We start from the raw sequence: 14,291 nt of genomic DNA, 5'->3' as shown, positions 1-14,291 counted from the left end.
TGTTAATCTTGATTGTGGAACCGGAATTTTCTCAATCACTTCCCTCAACGGATTGAACCCATTCATCTAAATACGCTCCTTTCAACTGTTGGCGCAAAGCTTGTAAACCTCGTCGAATATTCGTTTTTACAGTACCTTCTGGGCAATCTAAAATAAGAGCAATTTCCTTTACTGCAAGGTCTTGATAAAAGCGAAGCAATAAAACAGTTTTATATTTTTCCTCTAACCGACTTAATGCCTGCCATAAATCTAATTGCTCGTCTATATGAGAAGCACTAGTAGATGCATATCCATCAAACGCATGTGGATCAGTAAGTTCGATCTGATTATTTTTTTCTATGTATGATTTACAGCAATTAATGACAATACGAGTTAACCAAGTGGAGAAGTACTTTGGCTCTTTTAGTTTAGGTAATCCTTCATATGCGCGAATAACAGATTGTTGAAAAATATCGATAGCATCATCTTCGTTTCGAACATAAACAAACGCAATTCGATACAATTGTGCCTGTAATGGTTCAAGTAATTGATAGAAGGCTGCTTCATCCCCCAATTGAGCCTTTTCAACAAGTGTGTATTGAGTTGTAGTAATACCGAACACCCCCTCACTCTATTAGACTCCCTAAAGCTCCATTTCGATTCAACTTTATTTTCTTTTTGGCATTTTCTGTGTTTATAGTATGAATACAAAACTTTGTTAGCACAACTATAAGCAAACACTGCAATATTAATTTTTCTAAAGTCGAAAAAGCCCAATCCTCTCTTGAAAAAGAATTGGGCTGACTTGTTAAATTGTGACATCATTGAGTGGCGGCAGTTTTTATTGTAAATTTAAAAATCTCTACATAGGGTTGGATGTTTTTTTACATCTCATATGATAGTGTTGCAGGATCCGTATCGCCAAAAGTCAAATACCACGGTGCCACTAGTGGTCCGCCTGCTGGTACGAACACATCAAAAGTTTTGGTCTTAACGTCGTATCGCCGTACGGAGCCTGCATCAGGTCCACCGCCCGAAATGGGAACAAACAATTTTCCATCTGGTCCGAACAGGATCGCCATTGCGAAGGCACGAGGACCTCCGACAGAATCAAGGTCGATTTTATCGAGAAAAGCGCCTGTTTTACCATTGAAGATCAGAATTTTGTCAGTGTCATTTTCATCTGCGCGGAAACTGGTAACATAAAGGTTTCCATCGGGACCGAAGACTAAGCCTTCAGGACGGTGGAGATTGTTGACTGCATTACTTTCCACAAACACATCAAGGAACGTTCCTGTCTTCAGGCAGAAACGAAGAACCCAGCCATTCAGCGGATCAAAAGGATTAAAGACAGAGACATACAGCAAACCGTCTGGTCCAATGACTACACTACGGGGAAAGAATGGACCTTCTGTGAAACCGGAGTGGTTGAATGTTCCAATAAATTTCCCGGCGTTTCCATAATACGCCCTTATCTCTCCAGGCTGTGGCTCATCATTGATGCTTGCGCTCTCTATGTCTGCGACAATTAGAACATTGTTGTCCGTTAGAACGATACCGCGTGGAGCAAATGGAGCGCCTTCTTGGACGGAACTCACAACTTCGCCGAGAAATGATCCATTCTGTCCGTTGTACTTCAACACATTACCATTCTGGGGTTGGTCAACGTTCTGGTTGGAGACTAGGAGCTTGTCCATGTGCCCAAAGATAAGACCCCGTGGACCATGTAGGCCTCCACTTCCTGGTGTTACAAATGTGCCGAGGAATTTTCCGGTGACAGCATCGAAGCGTTTCACGGTATTGTCGGAAGTGTCACCAATGTAAAGAAAATCTCTATGAAGTCCCAAAATTAATCACCTCCTAAAAACAAATCTAAGTGAAATATTTCACTCACATTACTATATTCCAAAAAGAGTCAATTGAAATGGACAAATCTACTTGAAAATACGATACTCTTCACTTTCCTCATCCATTCATTAACGAAAAGAATCTCCATTCACTATAGCTACTAATAAGAAATCCCGATCCGTTACAACCTTAGAATCGAGTGATTTCTCCTTATTCTCTTGAAATGTATATAATCCAAAATTTGTTGGAAAGATAACAATAGTCCTATGTCATTTAATGGAGTGGGTAACAGTTGGATAAAAGAATGAATAATAGCGAATTAGGAGAATTATGTTTACTTGCTGGAAAAATAATGTTAGAAAACGGAGCAGAGACATACCGAGTTGAAGATACAATGATGAGAATTGCAGGTTCTTTTGGGATTAACAACCCAAACAGTTATGTGACACCAACTGGAATTATATTTTCATTATGTGGAACAGAACAAACCAAATTGGCGCAAATTTCAAAACGGACTACGGATTTATATAAAGTCATTATCGTAAATAGTATATCCAGGAAATTAAGTACAGGGGAGATCTCAGCAGAGGAGGCCTACTCGACTTTAAGAAAAATTGAGAAAGAAAATCTAATGTATCCTATATATGTAAAAGTTATTGCAGCTTCCATCTTGAGCGGATTCTCGCTCATCATGTTTAATGGGGAATGGAAGGACTTTTTTTCCGCATTCCTTGCTGGTGGTGCAGGCTTTTTATGTGTGAGTTATCTTCATCGTTTAGTAGATATTAAATTTTTTACTGAATTTGTAGCGGCTTTAATTGTTGGTCTAGTGACCCATTTTTTCAAATATATTGGTTTTGGACTTGACCTCTCTACTATTATTGTTGCAAGTATTATGCCGCTAGTACCTGGCCTTCTGATTACGAATGCCGTTAGGGATTTAATGGCGGGGCATCTTGTTTCTGGATTATCAAAAGGGGCAGAGGCAGTCTTGACTGCATTTGCCATTGGGGCTGGTGTAGCGATTGTTTTTTCACTCTTTAAATAGATCGAGCAATGCATGGATATGATTGTAAAACTATTGACTAATTTCGTTGTTTCAGGGGCCTTTGCTGTAATATTTAATGTACCAAAGAAAAATATCCTTCAATGTTGCATTGTTGGTATGGTGGGCAGACTTTTACACAGTTCGTTGATGAACCATGATTATGATACAGTACAAGCTACATTAATCGCCTCATTTTCCGTTGGCGTAATTAGTCGAATATTTGCGAAGACCTATAAGGTTCCTGTCATTGTATTTAGCATTTCAGGTATCCTTCCATTAGTACCTGGTGGCTTAGCCTTTGAGGCAACCAGAAATTTTGTTGAAGATAATTACAACTTAGGAATTCAGATAGCCGTAAAAGCCAGTATGACAGCGGGTGCCATTGCTGTTGGACTGGTGTTGTCAGAAGCGATCATGCAAATAATAAAAATAAGAAAGAAATTTCATTTAAATGGTTTTCGCAAGTAAGTTATTGAAAAACGGACAAAAAGAGCTTCTATTGTAATAAAGTATGTAGGCAGGCCAAAATTTTTAAGCATATCTACAGTCCGAAACCCAATCCTTTATAGTTAAGGATTGGGTTTTATATATATTACATCTTTTCTTTAAGTACCAAATCAAATAGTTCAGACCAGTTCGCAATTCGTGGCATATCCAAATGCTGATTATAAGACTGCGTTTTCGCGAACTGTTTCGTCTGACAATCATGCAATGTTTCAAGAACCGCAGGCTTGTCGTCGAAATAATAGTCGAGCTCGAGCTCTTTAATAATATGAACTTTGTCCTCGTCATTCATGCCGTAAAAAAAACGATCTTTCTGGACCGGGAAACCTTGTTCAATCATCCATTCCATTGTACGCTCGCCGTGTTCTTTCGGCCTTGCGGTAATATAATAGATATCATGTCCGTCATTCTCTAGTTTTTGTAACGTTTCCACAGCATCCGGGTACGGTGGACAAGAGGTGAAATAGATTTCTTCGAGCGAACTGTTCCACATCTTGCCTCCTTCTTCGGCTGTCATGCCAAAAAGCTCGTGGATTTCAACTTTGTCGAGTGCATGAAAGAGATTTATATCTACATTTTGATTCAATTTCCTATTGTATAGTTGAAAAGCATGTTCCCGTAAATTAATCAATGTATCATCGATATCAAAGCCAAATTTCATTGTACATCCCTCAGTTTGTTATATATTTCGGATAACCGGTAAACTTGAAATCTTTCCCGATTTGCGTAATGTGGAGATTCTCCAATTCTACGGCATTACGCATGAGTTCAACACCTGTTCCTTCAAGGAATGTAGGCGCAGCTGTTCCTCCAACTAATTTTGGCGCGATATAGATCTCCACTTTGTCGACGAGCTGCTTCTCCAGGAAAGCAGCATGAATCGAACCTCCACCTTCAATTAAGACAGAAGAAACGAGTTTCTCACCGAGAATCCGAACGACGTCATTCGGATCGACATGACGAGTGCCCGAAGTGTGGAAAATCGAAATCCCCAGTTCTTCCAACTGTTTCTTTGCATCTTCATTATATTGAGTAGCAGTGAAAATCCACGTTTCTGCTTGCCCATCTGTTACAACCTTAGAATCAAGAGGAATGCGTAAGGAGGAATCTAAAATAACCCGAATCGGATTTCTCCCGTTCGGAATCCGTGTCGTCAATTCGGGATCATCCTCAATGATAGTATTGACACCGACTAAAATGGCCATATGTTGGTTTCTCAATACGTGTACATCGTGTCTTGCTTCAGCGGATGTAATCCATTTACTATCGGCTGTATGTGTAGCAATTTTTCCATCTAATGTGCTTCCAGCTTTCATCGTCATGAAAGGCTTCTGCTCGACGATGAATTTATTGAACACTTCATTCATCTTTTGCGATTGCTCTTCCAACACACCGATGACAACTTCAATGCCCGCGTCTTCTAAGATCTTAACTCCGTTGCCAGCAACGACGGGGTTCGGATCGAGTGTGGCGATAACTACTTTCTTAATTCCCGCTTCAACAATCGCCAATGCACAAGGGCCGGTCCGCCCATAATGCGAGCACGGTTCAAGGGTGACGTAAATTGTGCCACCCCTCGCCTTTTCACCAGCCATCCGGATTGCATGTATTTCAGCATGCGGTTCTCCAGCCTTTAGATGCGTACCTACCCCGACAATTCGATTCTCATTTACAATGACTGAACCGACAAGCGGGTTTGGATCTGTTTGACCCTTCATCGCTTTTGCATTTTCAAGGGCCAAATTCATATAAAATTCATGGTTAGTCATTCGGGTCGATCCCTTCTTCCCCTAAATGGCCAGAACGTTTAATTTTTGTTTGCAAATATTTCTCATTGAACTCTGATTTATCGCCCCATAATGGTTCTCTTCCCGTAATAGGGAGACCGGCATTGCGCATTGCTTCCAGTTTCCTTGGATTGTTCGTCATGAGTTTGACAGGTTTTGTGCGCAATTTCTTTAACACACGAATCGCGTCGTCGTAATTTCTTGCATCATCGACAAAGCCGAGGCTTTCGTTTGCTTCTACTGTATCGTAGCCGTTTTCCTGAAGTACATACGCCATTGCCTTGCTGAATAAACCAATTCCGCGGCCTTCATGGTTCGCCAAATAAAACAAAGCACCTGTCCCATGTTCGACAATATTTTGCATGGACTGCTTTAACTGATAACCGCAGTCGCATCGTTTACTACCGAATATATCTCCGGTATGACAAATGGAGTGCATCCGGATGAGCGCATCATCCGCGTTTTCGAAATCACCATAAATGAGCACACTTGATTGTTGGTACTCTGCTAAATTGGCGGATGCCAGTTGATCGATAATTTCTTGGTAATCCTCTGTTACTTGGCATTGGTTCAGCCAGCAATACCATTGAAAAATAACGGTTTCCCCGTAAAGATTCACGGGGAGTTTAATCGGGCCGACCAAATAGATGGCTCCTGGATCCGTTTCAATCAATTGAATTTTTTCTTTTAACACTTCAAGAACTTTTGGCTCTAGTTTCGCATGTACCATAAAATCATTCCTTTTATTTGTAAGATGTTTGAAAGATGTTTCCTGCTTTCGAAAAGTGCTTTGTCATGTATATGATTAATCTAACCATTCCGATCAGATAGTAACGAACTAAATTTGTGGCTTTCAATTTTCGCTTTGACCAATTATTATAATAGCAAACAATGCGAAAATAATTCACTTGCTACGTCTTGAGTGATGAAGTCAGCCGTTATGCCTCCAGCCAGTTTTTTGACCACTTCTCTATTTCTCCCATAAGAGGCGCTAGTGACTTTCCTTTATCAGTTAAAGAGTAGACGATTCGAACCGGTGTTTCCGGGAAGACTTCTCTCTTCACAATCCCTTCATTCTCTAAATCTTTCAATCGCTCCGACAGTACTCTGCCACTAACACCAATCGATGATTCTATATTACAAAAGCGCTGTGGACCGGATAATAGCTGGTAAATAATTAGCCCCGTCCACCTTTGGCTTAATAAACCCATAGCTTTTTCAAACCGAGGACAAATCGTTTTCTCCATCTTGATCAGCTCCTTACTTATAGTATAACTTTGTATAATAATTAATTGAATTATTTTTCGTTAATTAATTACTTGACTATCACTCGTTTTAATTATATATTAACTTACGTTAAGTAAGCAACTTACTTTGCTACCGATTTTGGTTATTATTTTACATCTTAGTTGGAGGTGAGTGCTTTTATGGGGAATACGGGAATTGAAATCGGTCTATATACGCTTGGAGATATAGTACAGGATCCGGTGACAGGTAAAACAATCAATGCTGGGCAAAGAATGAAGGAAATCATGGAAGCTGCTAAACTTGCCGATGATGCTGGTCTCGATATTTTTGGAGTAGGTGAACATCATCGCTTGGACTATGCCATCACTTCGCCATCTGTCGTCTTGGCGGCAATCGCCCAAATGACGAAGCAAATCAAATTGACAAGTGCGACGACTGTGTTGAGCACGATTGACCCTGTTCGTTTATTTGAAGACTTTGCTACATTAGACTTGCTATCGGACGGACGAGCTGAAATTATTACGGGGCGTGGTGCATTTGTTGAATCATTCCCGCTCTTCGGTTATGACACAAATGATTCCAATGCCTTATTCGAGGAGAACATCGAATTACTCTTAAAGCTTAACAAAAGCGAAAGGATAACATGGGATGGCCAGTACCGGTCACCACTACGAAATGCCGAAATTGCACCCCGTCCTTTACAGAAGGAGTTACCAGTATGGGTTGGCGTTGGGGGAACCCCAAGTAGTGCTGCCCGTGCAGGTAGACTAGGTGCCGGAATGGCAATGGCGATTCTAGGGGGGGACCCTGCCCGATTTAAACCATTGGTTGATGTATATCTTGAAGCTGGCGTCGAGGCGGGACATGCTTTGGAAGATCTCAAAGTTGGTGTAACGGGTCATGGATATATTGCCGATACAACCCAACAAGCAAAAGATGAGTTCTACCCATATTATTCGAACTATAAGTCAATCGTAAATGACCAACTCGGCCACGGAGGAGGAAGGATGTCGCGAGTCGATTTTGAAAAAGCGACGGCTCCTGACACCGCTTTGTTCGTAGGAAGTCCACAACAGATCGTTGAGAAAATCCTACAGCAATACGAACTCTTTGGACACCAACGTTTCATGGCACAAGTAGATATTGGCGGTTTGCCATTTGATAAAGTAGCGAAAAGCATTGAATTATTGGCGACAAAGGTAGCGCCGATCGTTAAAAAAGCAACGAAGCAAGACAACTTATTAGTGAGTGTTTAAGGATCATTGGACAAAACAGGAAATTATTTAACATCTTAGACAGGAGAGAATGAATCATGGTAAAAAAATATGAATTAGGTTTGTTGATTTTGCGAGTCGTGTTAGGGGTAACTTTCTTAATCCATGGGATTGCTAAATTGCAAATGGGTCTTGGCAATGTAGCAGGTTGGTTCGAAAGCATAGGTATTTTAGGCTTCTTAGGTTATGTAGTTTCTTTCATAGAACTTCTTGGTGGAATTGCATTAATTATTGGACTCGGAACGAGAATCGTCTCTGCTTTGATTGGTATCGTAATGGTTGGAGCAATCTTTACATCCAAATTGTCTTTAGGTTTCATCGGAGAAGTAGCTGCGGGGTATGAATTGGATGTAGCTTTGTTAGCAATGGCGGCTGTTCTCGTAATTAGTGGAAGCCAATTGCTTTCATTAGATAATAAGCTTTTCGGATCTGATGAAGCTAAATAATAGTTGAAAGAAAACAGCCTAATTTCTCACTGATATTGTTGAGAAATTAGGCTTTTCTATACTTAGAAACATAGTTGTTTCAAATAGTGAAATGAAATGCTGAGTAGTTGTATCTGAATAGAGGGTATCTTAAGGTGAATTCAGAGACGAGGTGAAACGGATGAGTAAATATGAAGTTTCGACATTAAAAAAGGGGCTTCAAATATTAGATCTTCTGCAAGAGGGAAAATTTCTGACACTCACAGAAATTTCAAAGGCCTTGAATCTAAATAAAACAACGGCATTTCGGCTGCTTAGCACGTTGGAAAGTATGAATTATATTACGAAAAAAGACAATTATTTTGTCTGGAATGATAAAAAGTTTCAAGTGGCTGGAAGTAAAAAATCCATTGATTGGACGGAGTTACAAACTCCTTACCAATTGGGCGTAAGTGAAGCAGAAGGAGTCTATATCGGGGTGCTAGAAGGAACTGACGTGGTGATGAAGCAAATGATCAAACCACCCTTTACAGAACCGCACCATCCCGAGATAGGGGATCGTTCTCCATCCCATCTTAGTGCATTGGGGAAAGTGATACTGGCGAACTTACGACCGACTGAACAACAAGAGGTATTTTCACTTCTTCCATTTCATCAAGCTACAGACAATACATTTGTTGATTTAGAAATGTTTGCACACCACTTGGACGTGATCAAACAACAAGGGTTTGCCATTGATGATGAAGAGCGATTTACCGGGGTTCGTTGTATTGCCGCACCAGTCTTCCATGAAGATCGTGTAGTTGCGGCAGTTGCTATAGCAGGACCCGTCGACAAAATGAAAAAGAGAATCCTACGAGGATTGACGAATAAGGTACTGGCAGTCAGTAAAGAGATAACGAAGGAAATTGGTATCCGGTATTAAGAACGCAGTATTTTTCGCTAAATGAAGGAGAATGAAATCAACGATGAAAGAGATATACAAACCATTATTTGAACCATTTACGCTAAAAAATGGCGTTCAATTAAAAAATCGAATAGTTATGGCACCGATGACTACGTTTTCAGCGAATTCGGATGATACCGCTTCTGATGCAGAGTTGAACTACTATGCGGCCCGTTCGAATGGACCTGGTATGGTCATTACAGCATGTGCATACGTACAAGCAAGTGGAAAAGGGTTCGAGGGGCAGTTCGCAGCAGATCGAGATTCGATGATTCCCAGTTTGAGAAGTGTCGCTTCTTCGATAAAGGAAAAAGGTGCGAAAGCTGTATTGCAACTTTATCATGGTGGAAGGTTGGCAGTACCACATTTGATTCCGAATGGGGAAACGCTCAGTGCAAGTAGTGTCGCACCTCGCCTAGATCGTGGTTTTTACAGCATCGATAAGACGCCACGTAGTTTGAGTGATGAAGAAGTTGTTGAATTAATCAAGGATTTTGGCGAAGCAACTCGACGTGCGATTGAAGCTGGATTTGATGGTGTCGAATTGCACGGTGCAACTGGGTATATACTCCAACAGTTCTTCTCACCTCATTCCAATATACGGACAGATCGTTGGGGAGGCAGCCTTGAAAAAAGACTTACTTTTCCTCTAGCAGTCATAGAAGAAACGAAAAGAGTCATTGCAGAGCATGCAAAACAGCCATTTATCATTGGTTACCGTCTTACTCCTGAAGAGCCGGAAACGCCAGGAATTACAATGACTGAGACGTTTGCTCTACTTGATGCGTTAGTAGAGGCGAAATTAGATTATATTCATATGGGAGTCACTGATTTTTGGTCAAAACCTCGCCGTGGCGTTGACAGCAAGCGATCACGAATGGAACTTATTGCAGAACATGTCGGAAATCGAGTTCCGATTATCGGAGTAGGCTCTATCCATACGCCGGACGAAGCGGTTCAAGCACTCGAGCAAACGGGTATTCCTCTTATTGCCTTAGGTCGAGAGCTTATCGTTGAACCTGAATGGGTTGAGAAAGTGAAGCAGGGAAGAGAAAATGACATCAAAACGACAGTTAATCCAAATGATCAGGCCCGTCTACAAGTACCAGATCCGCTTTGGGAACTTATGATGAGTGTAGAAGGTTGGTTCCCGGTTGAAAAGAAATAAAAGAAAAATTGTCCTCAGTCTGAGAAATGGCTGAGGACAATTTTACTTAGTAGCATCGTTAGTACGCTAGCGGATAAGCTGATTCGCTATCGACCTCTTTAAATGTTTCGATAAACTTTTCGAGCGTTGAGGTTAAGTAGGCATCTTTTCTTCGAATGAATACGGTATTGATCTTACTATATTTTTCAGGCAAGGAATGACAGTAGACAAGGCCTTTTTCTACTAAATGGGAAACTGCCGACTTTGGAACATATGTAATGCCAAGCCCCATTGTAACACTTCCCAATATAGTTTCTAATGTCCCGAACTCCATCACTCTTTGTGCAGTTATGTTTTGATCCATATACCATGCTTTAAGTCTTGCCCGGTAGCCGCATCCTTCGCTAAAGCAAAGAATCGGTTCTTCTAGAAGCTGTTCTATTGATGTTTTCGTATTGTCTGATAGTAAGACAAGTTCTTCCTGAAAGACATCGTGGGAGACCAGCTCGGGATGCTGGTCGATTTCTGTTACAAAAGCGCCGTCCAAACGGTGATTTAATACATCATTTCGAAGTTGTTCCGTAACACCTGTCAGAAGTGATAAATCTACATTTCTATACTTCTTATTGTAGGAAGATAAGATAACCGGTAATTTAATGACCGTTTCGACAGTTCCAATTTCAAGCTTGCCAGCCGGTTCTGATTTACTTTGCACGACTTTTTTCATTTCGTTTGTTAGAGAAAGTATTTTCTCGGAATAGACAAGTAGTTTTTTTCCTTCAGGGGTTAGCGTCATTCCGCGGTTATGACGGTTAAAAAGAGGCGTATTCAATTCTGCCTCAAGCTTCTGGATCCTTGAAGTAATATTGGATTGGACGTAATTTAACTCTTTGGCCGAATCCGTAATCGTCCCTTTTTCAGCCACCATTTGAAAAATTTCCAAGTCTTTAAACTCCATCTGATTACCCCCTTTCAACATACTTCCTTTATGGTATCACTAAACGAGATAGCAATCATCAATATTATTCATTATTAGTGATATCGAATCTATGATTAAATGAATCTATAGAAGACAGTTGAAGGAGACATCTTAGATTGAAGAACAGAGTTTTAGTTGCTGCTTTTTTATGTTTGATTTCGGCAGTATCGTGGGGGGCCATGTTCCCTGTAGCAAATCATGCGTTTCATCATATCGATCCGTTTTATTTTACGATTTTCCGTTATGTCTCTGTGACGATCATTTTACTTGTCTGGCTGTTATGGAAGGAAGGTAAACAAGCTTTTCGCTTCGAAGGGAAAGGTTGGCAGCTTTGGTTTTTCGGTACGATGGCCTTTGCAGTTTATAACTTGCTCATTTTCTGGGGACAAGACTTATTGGGGAGTCCGGGGACAATGATTGCTTCCATTATGGAATCGTTGATGCCAATGATTTCTATTATCATTGCATGGATTCTCATACGCCAACGACCTCATGCTTTTACGCTATTTTGTGTGTTTCTAGGATTTATCGGTGCAATGTTAGTCGTGACAAAAGGTGATATTGGCGCCTTCTTCACAGCGACAGATGACATTATCCCATCTCTATTAATTTTTATCGCAGTTATTGGGTGGGTCGTCTACACGATGGGCGGAGGCCAATTTAGTAAAGATGGCTGGTCTGCATTGCGTTATTCCACGTTAAGTTGTTTGCTTGGAACGGCTACTGCAACTGTTGCCGTGGTCGTTGCAACTCTTACAGGATACGTCTCTTTTCCGACCGTTGAAACGATGATCATTACGAGCCCTCATATCGCTTTCATGGTTATTTTCCCTGGTGTCATTGCTTTGGTCGGATGGAATTATGGTGTAAGTGTCATCACACCGTTAAATGGACTGCTTTTCCTTAATCTTGTTCCAGTGACGACGTTAGTCATTCAAATTATTCAAGGTGCAGGTGTCACCGCTTATGATTATATCGGAACCATTTTCATAATCGTATCTTTGTTTTCCAACAATATTTTTCTCAGGCTGCAGCAAAGAAGGACAGAGCCGAAAGAAGAGTACGAAGAAAGATTGCAGGAATTGCCATCATGAAAAAAACGACTTCATCGACGAAGTCGTTTTTTATTTGACTATTGAGAGGTACTGTATTATATTTACTTACATAAAGTAACTAACTAACAATTTTACTATGATTGATAGTAACATCGTCATTCAAATAAGGGAGAGAAATTTCATGACAAATCAAGAGGAAAACACGGGAATTGAAATTGGCCTTTTCACGCTTGGAGATCTAGCTGTAGATCAAGGCCAGACTGCTGAACAGAGGATAAATGAAATTATAGAAATGGCCAAACTTGCGGATGAGGCTGGATTAGACGTTTTCGGAGTCGGGGAACATCACCGTTTGGATTATGCAACGACTTCTCCTGCTGTTGTTCTGTCTGCGATTGCGACGGTGACGAAGCGGATTAGATTAATGAGTGCAACTACGGTCTTGAGTACAGTGGATCCTGTTCGCCTCTTTGAAGATTTTGCGACAGTAGATGTCATTTCGGGTGGGCGTGCTGAAATGATTGCTGGCCGTGGGGCGTTTATCGAGTCCTTTCCATTATTCGGTTATGATACAAACGATTATGACGCACTTTTTGAAGAAAATCTCGATTTATTTTTACAGCTGAATGAAAATGATAGAATTACGTGGGAAGGTCGTTTTCGATCGCCTTTACGAAATGCCGAAATTGCTCCTCGCCCCATTCAAAAGGGGATTCCTACTTGGGTCGGTGTCGGGGGAACGCCAAATAGTGCAGTCCGCGCAGGACGATTTGGAGTAGGGATGGCAATTGCACTACTCGGTGGCGACCCGAAGCGATTTAAACCATTGGTCGACCTTTATCGACAAGCAGGCATCGAGTCCGGACATTCTCCGGAAGACTTGAAAATTAGCGTTAACGGGCATGCTTATTTTTCCACGACGACCGAACGAGCGAAAGACGAGTTTTATCCTCATTATTCGGAGTACTGGGCATACGTGAACCGTCAACGAGGAATGTTCGGGACAAAGATGTCACGAGCGGATTTCGATTATATGACATCTCCTGAATCTGCCTTGTTTGTAGGAAGCCCAGAGCAAATTGTCGAGAAAATCCTTCAACAATATGAACTGTTTGGCCACCACCGCTTCATGGCGCAGATCGACATCGGCGGTGTGCCGTTTGAAAAGATAGCGAAAAGCATTGAATTACTAGCGACAGAAATCGCACCTGTCGTAAGGAAAGCGACGAAGAAATAAATTTGGTTTGCCGCAAGTATGCTGCGCCCAAAGTGAGTGGTTCCGCGCCCAAAGCGAGTGGTGCCGCGCCCAAAGTGAGCGATTCCGCGCTCAGAGCAGCTCTATCATTATTGAAAAAGACCCGTATCTCCATGGAAACAGAGTACGGGTCTTTCTTGCAATTGAAACCGCCTAATCTGTCATCCAACTCGGCTCATAACCGGATAAAGTTCTCCTTTAAATGCAAATGAAACTCTTCCTGTTTCCTCAGATACGACGAGGACAAGGGCATCACTTTGTTCAGTTAGTCCTAATGCGGCACGATGCCGTGTCCCCAGTTTGCGATCACCTGCAAATCTGCCTGATAACGGAAGGACATTCGTTGCGGATATAATACGGTTTTGATGCACCATGACAGCACCGTCATGAAGTGGACTTCCCGGGAAGAAGATGGATTCGAGCAACGTATGCGTCAACTCGGCTCCTATCGGAATACCAGGATTCACCAAAGAATCAAGTGGATCTTCCCGTTGGATGACAATTAACCCGCCATGTCGCAACCTCGACATATTTTGCACACACACGGACAGTTCCGGATATTTATCGGTAAACGGAGACAGATAACAATTTAAATAAAAAGTGGCGGCTTTCATTTCTATCGCCAGAAAGTCTTCTTTGATCTTTTCGAATTTCCCGAGGAGACAATTGTTATCATCATTAATAGCCTCCGCATTGCCCTGCAATTTTGAAATAAGTTGGTGAATGTCATCTATTAGTATTTGCTTCATCGGTGAGAAATCACAATTTATTTCCTCCAAAAAAGACACCTCCCGCT

General features: G+C 41.4%; 16 protein-coding genes. 8 read left to right on the top strand and 8 right to left on the bottom strand.

Translation table 11 applies throughout. From position 1 onward, the window contains the following. Positions 1 to 31: 31 nt before the first annotated feature. The gene (locus MHZ92_RS06835; protein ID WP_239430832.1) at positions 32 to 601 is read right to left on the bottom strand and encodes a sigma-70 family RNA polymerase sigma factor; all 570 of its coding nucleotides are present in this window, start codon (positions 599 to 601) and stop codon (positions 32 to 34) included. A 262-nt stretch (positions 602 to 863) separates the two neighbouring features. Beyond that, positions 864 to 1,826 carry a hypothetical protein gene (locus MHZ92_RS06830; protein ID WP_239430831.1) on the bottom strand — a complete coding sequence of 321 codons (963 nt, stop codon included), beginning with the start codon at positions 1,824 to 1,826 and terminating at the stop codon, positions 864 to 866. A 305-nt stretch (positions 1,827 to 2,131) separates the two neighbouring features. Between MHZ92_RS06830 and MHZ92_RS06825 the strand changes: the two genes are divergently transcribed. Beyond that, a complete protein-coding gene (locus MHZ92_RS06825) occupies positions 2,132 to 2,875 on the top strand; it encodes a threonine/serine exporter family protein (protein WP_239430867.1) in 744 nt (247 codons plus the stop codon). A gap of 12 nt (positions 2,876 to 2,887) precedes the next feature. Next, a complete protein-coding gene (locus MHZ92_RS06820) occupies positions 2,888 to 3,343 on the top strand; it encodes a threonine/serine exporter family protein (RefSeq protein WP_370644642.1) in 456 nt (151 codons plus the stop codon). Positions 3,344 to 3,467: 124 nt separating this feature from the next. Here MHZ92_RS06820 and MHZ92_RS06815 read toward each other — a convergent pair whose 3' ends face one another. From MHZ92_RS06815 to MHZ92_RS06800, 4 genes are all read right to left on the bottom strand, one after another. Next, the gene (locus tag MHZ92_RS06815; protein ID WP_239430830.1) at positions 3,468 to 4,040 is read right to left on the bottom strand and encodes a 5' nucleotidase, NT5C type; all 573 of its coding nucleotides are present in this window, start codon (positions 4,038 to 4,040) and stop codon (positions 3,468 to 3,470) included. Positions 4,041 to 4,050: 10 nt separating this feature from the next. Continuing rightward, positions 4,051 to 5,148: a bifunctional diaminohydroxyphosphoribosylaminopyrimidine deaminase/5-amino-6-(5-phosphoribosylamino)uracil reductase RibD gene (gene ribD, locus MHZ92_RS06810; RefSeq protein ID WP_239430829.1), complete on the bottom strand. Its 1,098-nt coding sequence runs from the start codon at positions 5,146 to 5,148 to the stop codon at positions 4,051 to 4,053. After that, positions 5,141 to 5,896, bottom strand: coding sequence for a GTP cyclohydrolase II (locus MHZ92_RS06805; RefSeq protein ID WP_239430828.1), 756 nt, complete (start codon positions 5,894 to 5,896; stop codon positions 5,141 to 5,143). The genes ribD and MHZ92_RS06805 overlap by 8 nt, the downstream gene beginning before the upstream one ends. Before the next feature lie 208 nt (positions 5,897 to 6,104). Then, complete coding sequence (locus MHZ92_RS06800; RefSeq protein WP_239430827.1) at positions 6,105 to 6,413, bottom strand: winged helix-turn-helix transcriptional regulator; 309 nt, start codon at positions 6,411 to 6,413, stop codon at positions 6,105 to 6,107. Between the two features lie 180 nt (positions 6,414 to 6,593). Here MHZ92_RS06800 and MHZ92_RS06795 point away from each other — a divergent pair, with 180 nt between their 5' ends. From MHZ92_RS06795 to MHZ92_RS06780, 4 genes are all read left to right on the top strand, one after another. Continuing rightward, positions 6,594 to 7,670, top strand: a complete 1,077-nt coding sequence (locus MHZ92_RS06795) for an LLM class flavin-dependent oxidoreductase (RefSeq protein WP_239430826.1) — start codon at positions 6,594 to 6,596, stop codon at positions 7,668 to 7,670. A 56-nt stretch (positions 7,671 to 7,726) separates the two neighbouring features. After that, positions 7,727 to 8,134 (top strand): DoxX family protein, encoded by a 408-nt coding sequence (locus MHZ92_RS06790; RefSeq protein ID WP_239430825.1) that lies wholly within the window; start codon positions 7,727 to 7,729, stop codon positions 8,132 to 8,134. A gap of 160 nt (positions 8,135 to 8,294) precedes the next feature. After that, the gene (locus MHZ92_RS06785; RefSeq protein ID WP_239430824.1) at positions 8,295 to 9,038 is read left to right on the top strand and encodes an IclR family transcriptional regulator; all 744 of its coding nucleotides are present in this window, start codon (positions 8,295 to 8,297) and stop codon (positions 9,036 to 9,038) included. Between the two features lie 43 nt (positions 9,039 to 9,081). Then, positions 9,082 to 10,227, top strand: a complete 1,146-nt coding sequence (locus tag MHZ92_RS06780) for an NADH-dependent flavin oxidoreductase (RefSeq protein ID WP_239430865.1) — start codon at positions 9,082 to 9,084, stop codon at positions 10,225 to 10,227. Positions 10,228 to 10,285: 58 nt separating this feature from the next. On the opposite strand, the gene MHZ92_RS06775 is transcribed toward MHZ92_RS06780, so the two are convergent. Beyond that, a complete protein-coding gene (locus MHZ92_RS06775) occupies positions 10,286 to 11,164 on the bottom strand; it encodes a LysR family transcriptional regulator (RefSeq protein WP_239430823.1) in 879 nt (292 codons plus the stop codon). A gap of 137 nt (positions 11,165 to 11,301) precedes the next feature. On the opposite strand from MHZ92_RS06775, the gene MHZ92_RS06770 reads away from it, so the two are divergent. Beyond that, complete coding sequence (locus MHZ92_RS06770) at positions 11,302 to 12,279, top strand: DMT family transporter (RefSeq protein ID WP_239430822.1); 978 nt, start codon at positions 11,302 to 11,304, stop codon at positions 12,277 to 12,279. 142 nt (positions 12,280 to 12,421) lie between these two features. After that, a complete protein-coding gene (locus tag MHZ92_RS06765; protein ID WP_239430821.1) occupies positions 12,422 to 13,477 on the top strand; it encodes an LLM class flavin-dependent oxidoreductase in 1,056 nt (351 codons plus the stop codon). A gap of 179 nt (positions 13,478 to 13,656) precedes the next feature. Here the strand turns inward: MHZ92_RS06765 and cdaS are convergent, their stop codons facing one another. Then, entirely contained in the window at positions 13,657 to 14,274 is a 618-nt protein-coding gene (gene cdaS, locus MHZ92_RS06760; RefSeq protein WP_239430820.1) for a sporulation-specific diadenylate cyclase CdaS, read from the bottom strand. Between the last annotated feature and the right edge of the window lie 17 nt (positions 14,275 to 14,291).

Source organism: Sporosarcina sp. ACRSL (assembly GCF_022346605.1).
Lineage (GTDB): Bacteria > Bacillota > Bacilli > Bacillales_A > Planococcaceae > Sporosarcina.
This window is presented reverse-complemented; position numbering and strand designations above follow the sequence as displayed.

Bases quoted from the DNA above. Each gene is read 5' to 3' on its own strand.
- MHZ92_RS06795 (WP_239430826.1), top strand. From the start codon at position 6,594: ATGGGGAATACGGGAATTGAAATCGGTCTATATACGCTTGGAGATATA.
- ribD (WP_239430829.1), bottom strand. From the start codon at position 5,148: ATGACTAACCATGAATTTTATATGAATTTGGCCCTTGAAAATGCAAAA.
- MHZ92_RS06765 (WP_239430821.1), top strand. From the start codon at position 12,422: ATGACAAATCAAGAGGAAAACACGGGAATTGAAATTGGCCTTTTCACG.
- MHZ92_RS06825 (WP_239430867.1), top strand. From the start codon at position 2,132: ATGAATAATAGCGAATTAGGAGAATTATGTTTACTTGCTGGAAAAATA.
- MHZ92_RS06780 (WP_239430865.1), top strand. From the start codon at position 9,082: ATGAAAGAGATATACAAACCATTATTTGAACCATTTACGCTAAAAAAT.
- MHZ92_RS06805 (WP_239430828.1), bottom strand. From the start codon at position 5,896: ATGGTACATGCGAAACTAGAGCCAAAAGTTCTTGAAGTGTTAAAAGAA.
- MHZ92_RS06775 (WP_239430823.1), bottom strand. From the start codon at position 11,164: ATGGAGTTTAAAGACTTGGAAATTTTTCAAATGGTGGCTGAAAAAGGG.
- MHZ92_RS06800 (WP_239430827.1), bottom strand. From the start codon at position 6,413: ATGGAGAAAACGATTTGTCCTCGGTTTGAAAAAGCTATGGGTTTATTA.
- MHZ92_RS06815 (WP_239430830.1), bottom strand. From the start codon at position 4,040: ATGAAATTTGGCTTTGATATCGATGATACATTGATTAATTTACGGGAA.
- MHZ92_RS06785 (WP_239430824.1), top strand. From the start codon at position 8,295: ATGAGTAAATATGAAGTTTCGACATTAAAAAAGGGGCTTCAAATATTA.
- MHZ92_RS06820 (WP_370644642.1), top strand. From the start codon at position 2,888: ATGGATATGATTGTAAAACTATTGACTAATTTCGTTGTTTCAGGGGCC.
- MHZ92_RS06790 (WP_239430825.1), top strand. From the start codon at position 7,727: ATGGTAAAAAAATATGAATTAGGTTTGTTGATTTTGCGAGTCGTGTTA.